General features: G+C 63.7%; 17 protein-coding genes. 9 read left to right on the top strand and 8 right to left on the bottom strand.

Translation table 11 applies throughout. The features are described from left to right. Nucleotides 1–21 precede the first annotated feature (21 nt). From P3T16_RS05440 to P3T16_RS05410, 7 genes are all read right to left on the bottom strand, one after another. Complete coding sequence (locus P3T16_RS05440) at nt 22–993, bottom strand: quinoprotein relay system zinc metallohydrolase 2 (RefSeq protein WP_429341476.1); 972 nt, start codon at nt 991–993, stop codon at nt 22–24. Continuing rightward, complete coding sequence (locus P3T16_RS05435) at nt 990–1,994, bottom strand: LysR family transcriptional regulator (RefSeq protein ID WP_429341475.1); 1,005 nt, start codon at nt 1,992–1,994, stop codon at nt 990–992. Before P3T16_RS05435 ends, P3T16_RS05440 begins: the two co-directional genes overlap by 4 nt. A gap of 2 nt (nt 1,995–1,996) precedes the next feature. Further along, complete coding sequence (locus P3T16_RS05430; protein WP_429341474.1) at nt 1,997–2,761, bottom strand: hypothetical protein; 765 nt, start codon at nt 2,759–2,761, stop codon at nt 1,997–1,999. A gap of 8 nt (nt 2,762–2,769) precedes the next feature. Further along, nucleotides 2,770–3,663 carry a substrate-binding domain-containing protein gene (locus P3T16_RS05425; protein ID WP_429341473.1) on the bottom strand — a complete coding sequence of 298 codons (894 nt, stop codon included), beginning with the start codon at nt 3,661–3,663 and terminating at the stop codon, nt 2,770–2,772. Nucleotides 3,664–3,752: 89 nt separating this feature from the next. Further along, the gene (locus P3T16_RS05420; protein WP_429258759.1) at nt 3,753–4,166 is read right to left on the bottom strand and encodes a c-type cytochrome; all 414 of its coding nucleotides are present in this window, start codon (nt 4,164–4,166) and stop codon (nt 3,753–3,755) included. Between the two features lie 163 nt (nt 4,167–4,329). After that, nucleotides 4,330–6,147 (bottom strand): methanol/ethanol family PQQ-dependent dehydrogenase, encoded by a 1,818-nt coding sequence (locus tag P3T16_RS05415; RefSeq protein WP_429341472.1) that lies wholly within the window; start codon nt 6,145–6,147, stop codon nt 4,330–4,332. After that, nucleotides 6,144–6,290: a hypothetical protein gene (locus tag P3T16_RS05410; RefSeq protein ID WP_429341471.1), complete on the bottom strand. Its 147-nt coding sequence runs from the start codon at nt 6,288–6,290 to the stop codon at nt 6,144–6,146. The genes P3T16_RS05415 and P3T16_RS05410 overlap by 4 nt, the downstream gene beginning before the upstream one ends. Before the next feature lie 342 nt (nt 6,291–6,632). On the opposite strand from P3T16_RS05410, the gene P3T16_RS05405 reads away from it, so the two are divergent. The 9 genes from P3T16_RS05405 (at nt 6,633) to P3T16_RS05365 (ending at nt 14,643) form a co-directional block, all read left to right on the top strand. Next, nucleotides 6,633–7,019 carry a 4a-hydroxytetrahydrobiopterin dehydratase gene (locus P3T16_RS05405; protein ID WP_429258756.1) on the top strand — a complete coding sequence of 129 codons (387 nt, stop codon included), beginning with the start codon at nt 6,633–6,635 and terminating at the stop codon, nt 7,017–7,019. A gap of 187 nt (nt 7,020–7,206) precedes the next feature. Continuing rightward, the gene (locus P3T16_RS05400; protein WP_429341470.1) at nt 7,207–8,250 is read left to right on the top strand and encodes a beta-ribofuranosylaminobenzene 5'-phosphate synthase family protein; all 1,044 of its coding nucleotides are present in this window, start codon (nt 7,207–7,209) and stop codon (nt 8,248–8,250) included. 106 nt (nt 8,251–8,356) lie between these two features. Then, entirely contained in the window at nt 8,357–9,283 is a 927-nt protein-coding gene (locus P3T16_RS05395; RefSeq protein ID WP_429341469.1) for an NAD(P)-dependent methylenetetrahydromethanopterin dehydrogenase, read from the top strand. 103 nt (nt 9,284–9,386) lie between these two features. Next, nucleotides 9,387–10,538: an ATP-grasp domain-containing protein gene (locus P3T16_RS05390; RefSeq protein WP_429341719.1), complete on the top strand. Its 1,152-nt coding sequence runs from the start codon at nt 9,387–9,389 to the stop codon at nt 10,536–10,538. Next, nucleotides 10,519–11,544 carry a methenyltetrahydromethanopterin cyclohydrolase gene (gene mch, locus P3T16_RS05385; protein WP_429341468.1) on the top strand — a complete coding sequence of 342 codons (1,026 nt, stop codon included), beginning with the start codon at nt 10,519–10,521 and terminating at the stop codon, nt 11,542–11,544. The genes P3T16_RS05390 and mch overlap by 20 nt, the downstream gene beginning before the upstream one ends. A gap of 29 nt (nt 11,545–11,573) precedes the next feature. Next, nucleotides 11,574–12,575 (top strand): ATP-grasp domain-containing protein, encoded by a 1,002-nt coding sequence (locus P3T16_RS05380; protein WP_429341718.1) that lies wholly within the window; start codon nt 11,574–11,576, stop codon nt 12,573–12,575. Next, on the top strand, nt 12,562–13,446 hold the full coding sequence (locus P3T16_RS05375) for a triphosphoribosyl-dephospho-CoA synthase (RefSeq protein WP_429341467.1): 885 nt from the start codon (nt 12,562–12,564) through the stop codon (nt 13,444–13,446). The genes P3T16_RS05380 and P3T16_RS05375 overlap by 14 nt, the downstream gene beginning before the upstream one ends. A 168-nt stretch (nt 13,447–13,614) precedes the next feature. After that, nucleotides 13,615–14,124, top strand: coding sequence for a formaldehyde-activating enzyme (gene fae / locus P3T16_RS05370; protein WP_429258750.1), 510 nt, complete (start codon nt 13,615–13,617; stop codon nt 14,122–14,124). 99 nt (nt 14,125–14,223) lie between these two features. Further along, the gene (locus tag P3T16_RS05365) at nt 14,224–14,643 is read left to right on the top strand and encodes a hypothetical protein (protein WP_429341466.1); all 420 of its coding nucleotides are present in this window, start codon (nt 14,224–14,226) and stop codon (nt 14,641–14,643) included. A gap of 76 nt (nt 14,644–14,719) precedes the next feature. Here P3T16_RS05365 and P3T16_RS05360 read toward each other — a convergent pair whose 3' ends face one another. Beyond that, on the bottom strand, nt 14,720–15,247 hold the full coding sequence (locus tag P3T16_RS05360) for a dihydroneopterin aldolase (protein WP_429341465.1): 528 nt from the start codon (nt 15,245–15,247) through the stop codon (nt 14,720–14,722). Nucleotides 15,248–15,462: the final 215 nt, after the last annotated feature.

The following is a 15,462-nucleotide window of genomic DNA, read 5'->3' as shown; positions in this document are numbered from 1 at the left end:
GTCCCTCCGTGCTTCCTTGCCCTACTGTTCCCACTCCAGTTCGACGTACGCGGCGCTCACGTTGCGCTGGTGGTAGATATCGAACAACCGCCATTTGCTTCGCTGATCGAGCCCTATCGTCTCGATCGCCTGCTGCATCGTCGTGCCCTGCCTGATCGCTGCACGCACATCGCGGACCAGACCGGCGAGATACGCTTCTTCGGCGTCGAGCGCGGGGCGCCACGGCGTATCGATCGGCCCGTGCCCCGGCACCACGCGACGCGGATTCATCTGACGGATCGTCGCGATATCGGCGAGCCAGCCCACCACGCTGCCATCGATCACCGGAATGCACTGCACAAACAGCAGATCGGCGAGCCAAAGCGTGCCACTACTCTCATCGTAGACCGTCAGGTCGTTGTTCGTATGGGCTGTTTTCCACGTCTGTAACTTCAGCACACGATTTCCGATATCGAGCGTCATGCTGCCGCTAAACGGCAGCGTGGGCGGCACGATGGTGCTGCCGTCAGCGAGTGCGCCGAGTTCGCGATGCAGCACGCGCAGATAACTCTCCGCATGAGACATTTCCGCTTCACCGAGCGTCGCGCTGCCGACGAACTGCGGATGATCGCGCTCGAACGCAACGTTGCCGAAAATGTGATCCGGATGCATATGCGTGTTGATCACGTAGCAGATGGGCAGCGGAGTCACCGCGCGGATCGCGGCGCGCAGCGCGCGGCCTTCCTGCGCCGTTCCGCCGGTATCGATCACCGCCACGCAGCGTGTGCCGACGACAAAGCCAATATTCGCGATGTCGCCTTTGTTCGCACGCGTAGCGACGTCATCGTGGCCCCGATGTACATAGAGGCCCGGCGCGATTTCCCGCACTTTCAGCGCGCTCACCGCCTGAGCTGCCTGAGCCGCCTCGGCCTCGTGCGCCGCTGTCGTGAGCAGCGCGAAAGCGAAGCCCAGCCAGGCGGCCGCCGCGATCACACGCCGGAGCGCACCGTTCATTTTGTACGGCTCGGATCGACCGGCACCGTTCCTTCGAGTATCCGCTCAGCGGCGCGCTTCGGCGGCCTGAACGCAAACTGCGCGTATTCCTTCTCGAGAAACGGCTCCGCGTGCTCGAGCAAAAACCGTCGAAACGCGAGACAGGTCGGCGATAACTGCTTCGAGCGCGAATGCACGAGTTGCCACGTCCGTTCGATCGGCGTGCCATTCACATCCAGCAAGGCGATTTCGCCGGTGCGCAGTTCGAGCGCAAGCGTGTGCAGCGAAATAAGGCTCACGCCCATCCCGGCCATCACCGCCTGCTTGATCGTTTCATTGCTGCCGAGTGTGACCGTGCGCGCCGGCACGAAGAGATGCTGGCGAAACGTGTGCTCGACGACGGCACGCGTGCCGGAGCCCGGCTCGCGCAGCAGAAACGTATCGCCCGCCAGCTCCTGCAGATCGAAGCGACGCGCATCGCGCAACGGATGCGACAGCGGCGCGATGATCACGTGCGGGTGATACGCCATCGGCTCGGCGGTCGTGCCGAGTTCAGGCGGCGGCCGGCCCATGATCGCGAGATCGGTTGCGTTGTCCTGCAACAGGCGCAGCAGCGTTTCGCGATTGCCCACTGAAAAGTGCACGTCCACTTTCGGATACTGCTGCGAATAAAGCGCCAGCAGCTTCGGCGCGAAATAGGTCGCCGAACTCACGATGCTCACCGCAATCGAGCCGCTATCGGCCTGCGTCAGCGACGTCATCGCATCTTCGGCATCCTTGATCTCGCCGATGATGCGGCTCGCGTGATGCGAGAAACGCTCACCGGCCTCGGTCAGCGCAAGCTTGCGTGCGACGCGCTCGAACAGCGGCAGGCCGACCACATCCTCGAGCTGCCGGATCTGCATCGATACGGCGGGTTGCGTCAGATGCAGTTCCTCGGCCGCGCGCGCAAAACTCGGATAGCGGCTCGCGACCACGAAAATCTGCAACTGGCGCAGTGTCAGTGAGCGGATGAAGTTCATGTCTAGCGACTCGCACGCGGCGCCTGTGGCGATTTAACCGGCGCGGGTTGACCGGGCTTCGACGGCGCGGCGAGGCTGTGCAGCGCGCCGGTGAAACTCAGGGTCTCTGTCTGCAACGGATGCGCAAAATCGTTGTTTGCGCCCGGCACCTCGGTGCGAATCGACATGACGCGACCCGGCACCGTTTCGTCGGCGATGATGAACGTGTAGCGCTTGCCCGTGTATTGCGCAAAACGCGCTGCGTTAGGGTCGTCGAGGTAGGGCTGGATCACGATCTTCTGCGCCTTGACCGGTTTTCCGCCAACCTCGGTCACAACCGGCGTGATCGGCGGACCGGCTGCGAGCGCGAGACGCACGCGGCGCTGGAAATAACGGCGCTGGCCGCCGGTGAGCTGCTCCATCTCGGCGATATCACGCTCGAGAAAATAGAGGATTACGGGATTGCACGGCAGGCCTTCACCGGAGACGTTCACGTTACCGCTGCGATCGGTGATGTGCGCGTCGCTCTTCGCGTTGCCCGGACTGACAACGAGCACGCGAACCGTATCGTTGATCTTCGCTGGCGGGCCGGACAGACTGAACGCGTAATCGAGTTCCGTCTGCGCCTCGATGCCGGTCATATGCGTCGTCATGAAAATGAGCTTCTCCGCGGGCGCGATGTCGTCTGGGGTGGTGGCGTTCGTGGCGGTGCTCGCCGCGAACGCCGCGCCGCCCAGGCACACATATGCGACGAGGAGGCCGCACGCGACGCGCATCGCGTGCCGCATGCGGCGGCTCATTGCGCAGCAGCGGTCGGCGCGCTCGCGACCGGCAATAGCGGCACTTCGTAACTCGTGAGGATTTTGTCGATCTTTGCCTGATTGTGACCAATCCACTGATCGACCTTCGTCGTCCACGTTTTCTCGCCGTAACGGGTGCCCATCGAGATTTCGAAATCGAAGCGGATGCCGGGCGTCGGCGGGAATGGCACGAGCTTGACCTTGTCGCCGGCGCGTTTTGCGAAATACCCCGCAATCGGTCCCCACAGAAAGACGACATCGACAGTCCCCGACGCCAGGTCGTGTTCGATCATTTCGCCGGGAAACGCAGCCGGGTCGCCGCTCTGCGCCTGATACGACACCGCCTGCTCAATCAGGTTATTGCTGAGCAGCCAGTCGACGGCCGGCGTCTGCGAGAAGATGCCGAGGCGCAGCTTGTGGAGTGTTTCGGGCGGCAGCTTTAACAGGTCAGTGGGCGTGTTGATACTCGCCAGATCGGGGCGCTTCGTAAACACCATCGCGTACGTGGAGTGCAGATACGGACGCGTCGTCGCCGTCATGTCATAACCCTTCGGTACGCCGATGATCAGATCGCACTTGAAGTTCTCCGTGTCGGGCACCTTGTCGCGCAGCGTGCGCCGCACGAAGCCCATGCGCTGCGGAAAATACGTGTATTCGAGCTTGTAGCCGAAATCGCTCGCCATCTGGCTGGCGATCTGGTTTTCGTAGCCCTCGCCCTTGTTGTTCGACAGCGGCATGTTGTTAGGATCCGCGCAGACGCGCAGTACACCGTCGTTGCCGTCGTTATTCGGCAGCGGAGGATCGGCGTACGCGGCGTGCATCCCCGAACCGGCACAGCACAACACGGCGACGCGGACGAGCGTCGCGAGAGTCAGCTTGCGATCAGACATCGATACCTCCGGAAGAACGGGACGCGCGGCGCACGATGCAGGATACGAAACAGCACACACTCCACGCGCGCGTTGCGTCGCGTGTCGCCTCATTTTGCATCAAGGGCCTGCAGATCGCCGGGATTGATCTTGCCGTCGGAGCGCCCTTTCAGATACGCATACAGGTTTTCCCAGTTCTTCTGCATCATCGTGCTGGAGCTGAAATCGGGCATGCCCTTATCCACGCGTCCGCCGAATACCGTGCGGTGAAATTCGTTCTTGTCGAGCGTCTTGAACGCATCGACGAGTGAGGGACCGACCAGCCCCTCCTGCTTCGCGCCATGACAGCGCTCGCACGCAAGCGCGCGCCACGTCTTCCATCCCTGCAGGGTCTCGGTATCGACCTTGTTGCCATCGACGACCTTGTAGGTCACCGGCTTCATCTGTCCACCGCTGGTCTGGGCAAATGATGAGGGCAGCACAACGAGTGCTATCGCGAGCGGCAAGAGTGATCGGCCTTTCATGCGTTCGTCTCCATCAGTTTATGGGTTCCGCTCACATGACGCTTTGCGCCACGCATCGCGAAACGAAAATACCTTTCCTGCAGCAATAGTCATGCCGCTGACGGGACGCCGCCGCGCGGTCCACGCGCGACGTGCGTCTCCTTGACTTCATACGGCCGGAAAATCAGCCTTTGCCGCCGGGAATGGCGAACACGAAGAGTGTTCCGCCCAGCGCCGTGTACTTCGCCAGTTCGCGATAGCCACCGACTGCGCCCAGGCCTTCCGTCGGCTTCTCGAGACCCGCTGCCATGCCGATGCCCGCCCAGCCGCCGATGCCGGAATAGACGCCGACGAACTGCTTGCCCTGGTACTCATACGTGAAGACGTTGCCGATGATTCCGGATGGCGTCTTGAACCTCCACAGTTCCTTGCCGTCCTGGATCCGCACGGCCTTGATATAGCCTTCGAGCGTGCCGTAGAACGCGATGCCGCCTGCGGTCGCGAGCGCGCCGGACCATACCGAGAATTTCTCCTTCTTCGACCATGCGATCTTGCCCTTCGCCGCATCCCACGCGATGAAGTTGCCCATCGCGCCGTTTTCGTTCGGGCCTGGATACATCGACAGCGTGGCGCCTACGAACGGTTGACCGGATACGTATTCCACCTGGAACGGCTCATAGTCCATGCAGACGTGATTCGTCGGTACGAGGAAGAGTTTCGAGGCGGGATCGAAGGCCGCCGGCTGCTGGTCTTTAGAACCGAGCGCTGCCGGGCAGATGCCCTTGACGTTGTGATCCGGACCGGCTTTCTGCGTCGAGTAGGTGGCATTGCGCACCGGCAGACCCGACTTCACATCGACGCTATCGGCCCAGTTCACCGCCGGGTCGTATTTGTCGGCGACAAGCAGTTGTCCGGTTACACGATTCAATGTGTACCCAAAGCCGTTACGGTCGAAGTGGACAATCGCCGGTGTCGTCTTGCCGCCGATCGGCAGGTCGACAAGAATCATTTCGTTGACGCCGTCATAGTCCCATTCGTCGTGCGGGGTCATCTGGTACACCCACTTCGCCTTACCGGTGTTCAGATCGCGCGCGAAAATCGACATCGACCATTTGTTGTCACCGGGACGTTGCGTCGGGTTCCATGTACCCGGATTACCGGTGCCATAGTAGACAAGGTTGAGCTTGGGATCCCACGCGTACCAGCCCCACGTCGTGCCACCGCCGGATTTCCACTGGTCGCCACTCCAGCTTTTCAGCGACGAATCCGCGCCGATCGGCACCATCTTGCCGTCCGTCCACGTCATCGTCTTGTCGGGGTCCATCAACATTTCTGCGTCGGGACCGGTGCTGTAGGCCTTCCAGACTTCCTTGCCCGTCTTGATGTCATAAGCGATCAGACGTCCGCGTACGCCGAACTCGCCACCCGAGATGCCGGTGAGCACCTTGTCGCCGAATACGTGCGGCGCGTTGGTGTTGGTTTCACCTGCTTTCGGATTGCCGTTCTGCGCGGTCCAGACTACTTCGCCTGTCTTTGCATTCAGCGCGACGAGTTTTGTATCGGCCTGCTGGAGAAAGATCTTGCCGTCGCCGTAAGCCAGGCCGCGGTTGACCGTGTCACAGCACATCACCGAAATCACCTGCGCGTCCTGCTTCGGTTCGTATTGCCAGATGAACGTCTGGTCCTTCAGGTTGATGGCAATGACCTTGTTAGGAAACGGTGAGTGGATGTACATCGTGTCGCCGATGACGAGCGGTGAGCCTTCATGACCGCGCAATACGCCAGTCGACATCGTCCAGGCAACCTGCAGTTTGCCCACATTGCTTTCGTTGATCTGCTTGAGTGGACTGTAGCGGTGATTCGAGTAATCGCCCGCCTGTGCCGCCCAGTTCGAGGGGTTCTTGATCAGCGTGTCGAGCTGCGAATCGGCCTGTGCAACAAATGAATTCAGTGCCGTCGCCGCCACCACCGCCAGTCCGAGAACCAGGGTGCGTACGTTCATGTCTCCTCCAGATTGATGAAGCCGTCCGATTCGTCAATGACCGCGCTACCGTGTTGCACCGAGTGCGCCTGTCTCGAATGCGGGTAACGACCGTGCTTCGCCTGATTCATTGCCAGGTTCTTGCTCCCGAAGAGCGTTTGCATATTCCATGCCGGAAAGGGACATGGCACGCGGCGCTGGCTTCCCGACGGGAAATGACACAACGGCTCCGCGCGTGCGACACATGATCCTTCGGATTGCGACACATACTGTGTCAAATCCGCGATACGTGATGCGCCACGACCCGGCCGCGTGCGCATGCTGTCATGACGCGACGCAGCATGACCCGCGCGTCGCAGCCGTGCGGGCCTGATGCGGCGGCCCGGTTTCCGCATCCATGGCGCATCATGGAAAACGCCATCGAAGCCGCCTAAGCTTTCGGAATACTGGCGCATTGCTTGCAGCTTTACTGGATTCAACGTGAAGACCAGACGGAGACCGCCACCATGACTCAAGCTGAACACGTGTATTCCGACGAGGAAATCCAGCAGCGTCTGCAGGGTCCGCTGCAGCACTGGTATCTGGAAGAAGGCTGGCTGCGTCGCAAGTTCAAGACCGAGAGCTGGAAAGGCACGCTGATGGTGGTGAATACCGTGGGCCACCTTGCCGAAGCCGCCTGGCATCACCCGGATCTGACCGTCTCGTATGCGTTTGTCATCGTGAAGCTGAAGACGCATTCGGCGAAAGGCATCACCGATAAGGACTTCGCGCTCGCGACGAAAATCGAGGAAGTGATCCAGTGGCAGCCCGGTCGGGAAGGCGGCCCGCTCGAAGGCACGCCTGCCGACGACCAGCGCTTTCGCTACATCAAGTACGACGCGCCGAAGGGCTGAACGCCGGCCGGTTGAGCCTGCGCAGGAACGCGTCTGGTACGGCTCTTGCCTTGCACTCTCCGGCGTGCCACCCGCGTGACAGGTGGCATGCGCCGTGACCCACGCCTGGCGCGGGTCTTCGACGACCTTGATGCCTTTTGACGCCGATCCATGCCGGGCCAGCGTCCGCGAACGAGGAACCCTCGCGATGCAGATCCATTCCGGTAGCCTTGCCCCGCTATCGGCCGTGACGGTCGACGCGCCCGCGCGCCTGCACCTGGGCTTCCTCGACCCGAACGGCTCGCTCGGCCGCGCGTTCGGCAGCGTGGGCCTCACCATCGACGAGCGCGGCACCCGAATCACGATGCGGCTGGCGGACGCACTGCGCGTCGACGGCACGCGCAGCGATGCGGAACGCGCGCGCGTCGAAGGCTACGTGGAAGCGCTCTGCGCCACGTGGAGCGGGCCGCCGGTCTCAATCGACGTGCAGCACGCGCCGCGTGCGCATACAGGTCTCGGCTCGGGCACGCAGCTCGCGCTGGCGATCGGCACGGCTTACGCGCGTCTCGCCGGCAGATCGTCGGGCAGCGCGGAAATTGCACGCATTCTCGGGCGCGGCGCACGCTCGGGCATCGGCATGCTCGGCTTCGACCATGGCGGCTTTCTTGTCGATGGCGGACCGGCGCATCCGGGGGAAGGCAGCGGCCACTTTCATACCGACGTGCCACCGCTGCTCTTCCGTCAACCGTTTCCCGACGCGTGGCGCATCCTGCTCGTCGACGATACAACCCGCGAAGGCCTGCACGGCGACGCTGAAAAACGCGGCCTCGCATCGCTCGCGCCTTTTCCGCAGGCACTTGCCGCGCATCTGTGTCATCTGGTGCTGTTGCGCATTCTGCCCGGCATCGCGGAAAGCGATTTTGACGCGTTCGCCGACGGCATCACCGAAATGCAGCAGACGATCGGCGAATACTTCGCGCCCGTGCAGGGCGGTGTGTTTTCGAGCCCGACCGTCGCCGCGACGCTCGAAGCCGTCGCCGCCCGGCAGACGGCCGGCATCGGCCAGACATCGTGGGGACCGACCGGGTTTGCATTCGTGCGCAACACCGAAGAAGCGGCGCGCGCACTCGCCGCTGCGCAGGACGCGAGCCGCGGCAAGTCCGGCATCGCCTGTTCGATTGTCACGGGCCGCAATCGCGGCGCCTCGCTGCGCGCCGTCGATCTGCAGCAATGCGGGATCGATGCGCAATGACACAGGCCCTGCCCACGTGCGCCTCACGCGCGCTGCTGGCGCCGCGCCCAACCTGTTCCGTCGTCCCGCCACCCGCGTGACGCCAACCTGAAATGAGCCTACGCCCATGCCCGAAGCCACTGAAAGGCCCTACATCCTGCACATGTTCACGGCAACGCCGCAGATGAGCCCGTTCGACGTGAACATGGCCGCCGACGCCGGTTATCAGATCGTCGTGCCCTACTGCAACGTCGGCGAGGAAAGCGTCGTCCAGCTGACCCAGGACGCGATCTTTTCGCGCGGCCCGAAGGGCGTCTCGCGCACGGGCGTCTTCATCGGCGGCCGCGACGTGATGCTCGCCGCCGATATGCTCGATCTCGCGCGCCAGGCCATGGTGCCGCCGTTCGAGGTGTCCGTCTTCGCCGACCCGAGCGGTGCCTACACGACAGCAGCGGCGCTTGTCGCGCTGGTCGAATCTCATCTGAAGAAGGAACACAAGGCCGAATTCGGCGGCAAACGCGTGCTGATACTCGGCGGCACGGGCGCGGTGGGCCGCGTTGCGGCAGCGATGGCAGCGTCGCTCGGCGCGGACGTGCAGATCGCGAGCCACACAAGCCGCGCGCGCGCCACGCAGGTGAGCGACGAAATCAATCGCCGTTTCGATATCGCGACCTCGGGCGTGGCCGCCGGCTCGCCCGACGAACTGCACGCTGCGCTTGCGCGTGCGGAGATCATATTCGCAACGGCCGCGGCGGGCGTGCAGTTGATGACATCCGCGGATCTCGCGCACGCAAAACATCTGCTGATCGCCGCCGACGTCAACGCCGTGCCGCCGGAAGGCATCGCGGGCGTCAACGTGATGGACGACGGCAAACCGCTCGCCGGCGCCGCGCGCCACGATGCAATCGGGATCGGCGCGCTCGCGATCGGCAACGTCAAATATCAGGTCGAGCATCGCCTCTTCCTGCGGATGCGCACCGGCGGCAAACCCGTCTATCTCGGCTTCCCCGAGGCGTTCGACGAAGCCCGCGCGATCACCTCCGGCAGCGCGTGACGGTGGGACGTCGTCCATGTCATCGCTGAGGTCATCGGTGAAGTCCGCACAGCCCGCGTCGTCGCGCGCGCCGTACGTTGCGGTGGTGGGCCAGTCGGCGAGGATGCTGGCGCAATCGGCCGCGCGTGCGGGGCTGAACGTCGTCGCACTCGATCTGTTCGGGGATCGCGATACGCTGCACTACGCCCGATTCTGGTTCGACGTGGGCGAGGGCAGCGGCGCGCTGAAGATCGATCGCGAACGGATCCTGGATGCACTGGAGCGCGTGGGGCACATTCCCCACATGCTGGGGTGGATCGCCGGCAGCGGACTGGAGCCGCTTGTGGAAGACCTCTATCGCACACCGCATCTGCCTCGCTGGATCGGCAACAGCGAAGACGCGACGACCGCGGTGCGCGATCCGCAACGCTTCTTCGCGCTGCTCGATGAGCTCGATATCGCGCATCCGGCGGTGTCGTTCGCGCGGCCTGCTTTCGATCCGGCTGGCTGGCTCGTCAAGTACGCAGCGGGTTGCGGCGGCACGCATATCGAGTCTCTTGATACGTGGGGGCAGAACGAGGCCGCTCCGCAAGTCTATTTTCAGCGCGTTGACCCCGGGCAGTCGATGTCGGCGCTTTTTATCGCTGCGCATCAGGATGCCGTCGTGATCGGGTTCGCGAGACAACTCACGGTGAAAGCAGGCAATCTGCCCTTCGTGCATGCGGGATCGATCGGTCCTGTCGATCTGCCTGATGGCGTCGTGGATAAACTCCACGCGGCGATCGACGCAATCGTTTCGCGCACGGGGCTGACGGGCCTGAACAGTATCGACTTCCTGCTCGATGGCGAGTCGTTTCAGGTGCTCGAAATCAACGCGCGTCCGTCATCGACGATGGCGCTTTACGAAACCGTATGGCCTGAGCAATGGCCGCGCGGCCTGATCGCCTGCCACATCGACGCGTGCCTGAACGGCAAGCTCCCCGACGCCATGCGCCGCCAGACGGCGCCGCGGCGCCGCGCCGGGCAGCGTGTACTGTTCGCGCCGTACGACTTCACGGTCACGCAGGCATTCAGCGATGCATGCCTCGACGACTCCGTCTGTCACGACGTCCCGCAGCCCGGCACGCGCATCGAAACGGGTCAGCCGGTCTGCACGCTCGTCGTGACCGCACCTTCCGTGGAGGACGTGCCGGACGCGCTGGAACGCGAACGTGAGCGTCTTCTGCACCGCATCGAAATCAGCGACGAGTCCCACCATGACGCCATCCCCGGCTAGTTCCCCCGGCACCGCACCATTGCCCGCGCTGAGCGTGAACGCACTCAGCGCGCCGCTCGTCGCCCAGCTCATCGACGAAGCGGCGCAGCTGCGTATCGCGCATTCGCGCACCGACGAAGGCACCGTCATCGTCGATGCGGGCGTGGCGGCGCCGGGCAGCATCGACGCGGGCGTGCTGGTCGCCCGCATCTGCATGGGAGGCCTTGGGCACGTCACGACCCGCATGAGCGCGGAGGCGGACCCGTTGTGGCCCGTCACGATCGACGTGCGGACCTCGTCGCCGGTGCTGGCCTGCCTCGGCAGTCAATACGCGGGCTGGAGCCTCTCGGCGACGAAGGAACAAACCGGCGGCAAGAAGTTCTTTTCGCTCGGCTCAGGCCCTGCCCGTGCGCTCGCGGGCAAGGAAGACCTGTTCACGGAACTCGACTATCGCGACCATCACGACTGCGGCGCACTGGTGCTCGAAGTGGACCGCATGCCGCCGCACATCGTCATCGACAAGATCGTGCGTGACTGCGGCCTCGCACCCGACCGGCTGACGCTGGTCATCACGCCGACACACTCTGTCGCGGGGACGGTGCAGGTCGTCGCACGCGTGGTCGAAGTTGCGCTGCACAAGACACATGTGCTCGGCGTCGATCTGCGCGAAATCGTCGAGGGGAGCGGCTCTGCGCCCTTGCCGCCGCCCGCGCCCGAAGGCATTCAGGCGATGGGCCGCACCAACGATGCGATCCTGTACGGCGGCCGCGTTCATCTCACGGTGAAGCAGGACGCTGTCGCGCGCCGGCTGGCGGCGGAACTGCCTTCGTCGAATGCACGCGATTACGGGCGTCCATTCGCCGACATCTTCGCGTCGTTCAACTATGACTTCTACCAGATCGATGCAGCGCTCTTTGCGCCCGCCGAGGTGTGGGTCAGCAGCCTCGAAAGCGGCGCGACGTATCACGGCGGACGCGTCGATGCTGCGTTGCTGCAGGCCCAATGGGGCGCGGGGAGCGCGCCGTGAGTGGCGACGAAAGGCTCGATACGCGCGCTATGACGCCATCGGATGGCCTGCGCGTCGCGATCATGACTGACGAAACCGGCTGGCACACCGCGCGGCTGAAGCGCGCGTTTCGCGCGCGCGGTGTCGAAGCCCGTTGCGTCGATCTTGCCGACTGCCGCATCGATACGACGTGGGCGCCGTACGGCCTTGCCCTGCCCGGCTTCGGCCATGCGCTGCCCGATGCGGTATTCGTGCGCGGCATCGCGGGCGGCACGTTCGAACAGGTGACACTGCGCCTCGGCATCCTGCATGCGTTGCGCGAATGCGGTGTGCCCGTCTACAACGACGCGCGCGCGATCGAGCGCAGCGTCGACAAATCGATGACGAGCTTCCTGCTCAACCGCTACGGCGTGCCAACGCCGCCGACGTGGGCGGGCGAATCGACCGCATACGCGCAGCGCGTGCTGATGCGCGAAGCCGCTCTCGGCCGTCAGGTCGTGCTCAAACCGCTATTCGGCTCGCAGGGCAAAGGCCTGCGCCGGCTCGGCGCCAGCGCTCGGACAGCAGCCTCGGCCACCAGCATGCTCAAGCCGCTACCGTCGCTGCGTACGTATCAGCATGTCGCGTATCTGCAGCGCTATGTCGACGGCGGAAGGCGTGGCTTCGACTGGCGCGTGCTTGTCGTCGGTGGGCGCGCGGTGGCGGCGATGCGGCGCGTCGGCGGCAAGGGCTGGATTCACAACTTCGCGCAGGGCGCCGCATGCGAACCTGCCGCGCTCGACGACACCCTCGCCGACAGCGCCGTGCGCGCCACCGAAGCGCTCGGCCTCGACTACGCAGGCGTCGACCTGATTCCCGATCCTGACGATGCAGCCCGGCCGCTCGTGCTCGAAGTTAACGGCGTCGCCGCGTGGCGCGGCCTGCAATCGGTCACGTCACTCGATATCGCCGACGCGCTGGTCGCCGATCTGCTCGACCGCAAGCTCGCCGCTTCACGCGCTGCGTCGATTGCGCCTGCGCCGCTAGTCGGTGGCGGCCATGCAGGCGGCTGACAGCACCACGCTCGCACGCGCACGCGCGGCCTTCCTGCGCGCCTGCCGGCTCGATGTCGAAACGGCGAAACCGGGCAACGTCAGCGTGGAAAGTGCGGGACACGGCATGACGTCCGCGCAGTTCATCGCGAGCGCGGACGCGGCCGCGAACGCACTTTTCAGGCGCAGTGCAGCAATCGGCCAACGCATTCTCGACGCGGTCACACTGACGCGTGAAAGCGTGGGCTGCAATACGAATCTGGGAATCGTGCTGCTGGTCGCGCCGCTCGCAGCCGCGCTCGACACGCTACGTGATCCTCCAGACGCAGCAGCATGGCGCGCCGCGACGGAAAGCGCGCTGTCCAGGCTCGATATCGAAGACGCCCGCACCGCATACCGCGCCATCGCACTCGCCAACCCGGGCGGCCTCGGCGACGCGCCGGAGCAGACCGTCCACGGCGAACCCACGGTCGACCTGCGCGCTGCAATGAAACTTGCCGCCGCGCGCGACAGCATCGCGCGTCAATATGCCGAAGGCTTTTGCGATGTATTCGACACATACATCACCACGCTAAGCAAATGGTCACGCGAAACGCCGCCGGCCATCATCACGCTCGACGTCTTCCTCACGTACCTGGGCCGCAGGCCCGATTCGCACATAGTGCGCAAGCACGGTGAGACGGTGGCGCAAAGTGTCACGCGCGAAGCACAGCGGCAGCACGCGCTGTGGCGCGCCTCACTGGCGGATCCGGAAAGCGGGATCGACGGAACGCCCGGGAGCGGAATCGCACGATGGGACGCCGAACTCAAGGCGCGCGGCATCAATCCGGGCACGAGCGCCGATCTGACGGTCGCGACGCTCTTCGTCGGCGGTGTGCTAAACGGCGTCTGAAACGAACCCGTGACGCGCGGCGTCAGGCACTCGGACCTGCATTGGCACGGAACATGTTAGGAACACCACGCTTAGCTATCCGCTCATCCACGTCTTGCGCGGCCGTAGTCGCGGCTTCGCGAGTGAACGCAGTCCGACACACCCGTACACAATCACCGGAGGAACAGCATGGCCAAGATCAACCGCGTCATGGTAGGAGAGTCGCTGGTCGGCGAAGGCAACGAGGTCGCTCACATCGATCTGCTGATCGGACCGCGAGGTTCTGCTGCCGAGACTGCGTTCTGCCACGCGCTCACCAACAACAAGGACGGCTTCACGTCGTTGCTGGCTGTCGTCGCGCCGAACCTGCTTACCAAGCCGAACACCATCCTCTTCAACAAGGTAACGATCAAGGGCGCGAAACAGGCCGTTCAGATGTTCGGGCCGGCACAGCACGCCGTCGCATTGGCGGTGGCGGATAGCGTCGAAGACGGCACGATCCCGAAGGACGAAGCCGATGACCTGTTTCTCTGCGTCGGCGTCTTCATCCACTGGCAGGCCGACGACGACAAGAAGATTCAGGAGTTCAACTACAAGGCAACACGCGAAGCCATCCAGCGCGCGATAGCCGGAGAGCCGAGCGCGGCGGAGGTTGTCGCGAAGAAGGCCACCGTGGCGCACCCGTTCGCGCCTAACTAACTCGTTGACTGACTCGCGACGCGAGGTAGCGACGGCGAGGTGCGCATCGAGCCTTGCCGTCGCGAACGCAGATCGATGCATTGACAACGAGGTTCCGGCATGACTTCACGATGTCGCGCGCTGCTGGTTCTTGCGTGTTGCGCGCTGGCCCCGACTGTGTCGCTCGCGCAGGATGCGCCTGCCACTGCCGGCAATCCCGCACAAGGCCACGACTATCCCACGCAGGGACGTGTCGAATACGTGCTCACTTGCATGGACGACAACGGGCACGACTTCGCCAACGTCTACAAATGCTCATGTGCCATCGACCATATCGCCGCCGTGCTGCCCTACGACGATTTCGTCGAGCAATCGACGTTTGCGAAATACGCGACGCTCGGCGGTGAAGGCGGCGGGGAATTCCGCGTCGATCGTGCGAAAGCACAGTCGAAGAAATTCCTCACGTTGCAGGCCGAGGCGTATCGCGCCTGTGGCGTCAGCAAGACTGCAGCCGCGGGCGCCGCCGCGCCTGCGAAATAGATCGCCTTGGGCTGGGCGGTCAGCAAACCGGCGCGGCGCTTTCCGCACCGCGTCCTTGTTGCGCGTCGCAATGCATTCAGTCAGGAATCAGCCCTTCGCCAAGCGAAGCCCACGTCGCGTGAGCGGTATACGCTTCTTCGCGCCGGCGCTCGATCAGCACGCCCACTGATTCGACGTCGTCGAATTTAGCGGGTTTCGCGAGCGAAACCCGCACCCAGTGCGCGCCGAAATCCGCGATCACCAGCTGCGCGACCTTTTCCGCGAGCGCTTCAAGCAACTGCACGCCGTGCGATTTGAGCAGGCCGTGCAACGCTACGCGTACCGCCGCATAGTCGATGGTGTCTTCGATACGATCGGTCACACACGCGCGAATCGACGGAACGCCAATCGTGAGACTCATGCGAACAGGCTGAGGCGCATGCAATTCCGATTTGTCGATGCCGATCACGGTCTGGCCCGTGAATCCCTCGATATAGACCATATCGAGCGGCGCCGGGCGCGCGTCAGTCGCGGAAAAACTGAATGCGGCATGCTGCACCGCCGCATCGGAAACCGGGGAAACTGCGGAAAAACCGCTATGGCGAATCGCGTCGAAACGGTCCATGGTGTGTCCTTTAGCGTGTGACAGTCTGCGCGTTCCGGCAGACCAGGCGGCCTTCGGGCGTGACGCGAACATAGTGCGCCGGATAGGGCGCGTATCGCTGGATCGTCCGTCTTCCGAAAGGGTGTTGCACAGCAAAGCAAATTCAGGGCGCAGATGCGTATCTGACGTGACTATTTATTGAATACGGGCGCTATCGGTTGTAGAGTTTTGAAAGG

Origin of the sequence: Paraburkholderia sp. GAS42 (genome assembly GCF_050436565.1) — a bacterium.
GTDB lineage: Bacteria > Pseudomonadota > Gammaproteobacteria > Burkholderiales > Burkholderiaceae > Paraburkholderia.
The sequence above is the reverse complement of the archived record's forward strand: the minus strand, read 5'-3'. Positions and strand labels throughout refer to the sequence as shown.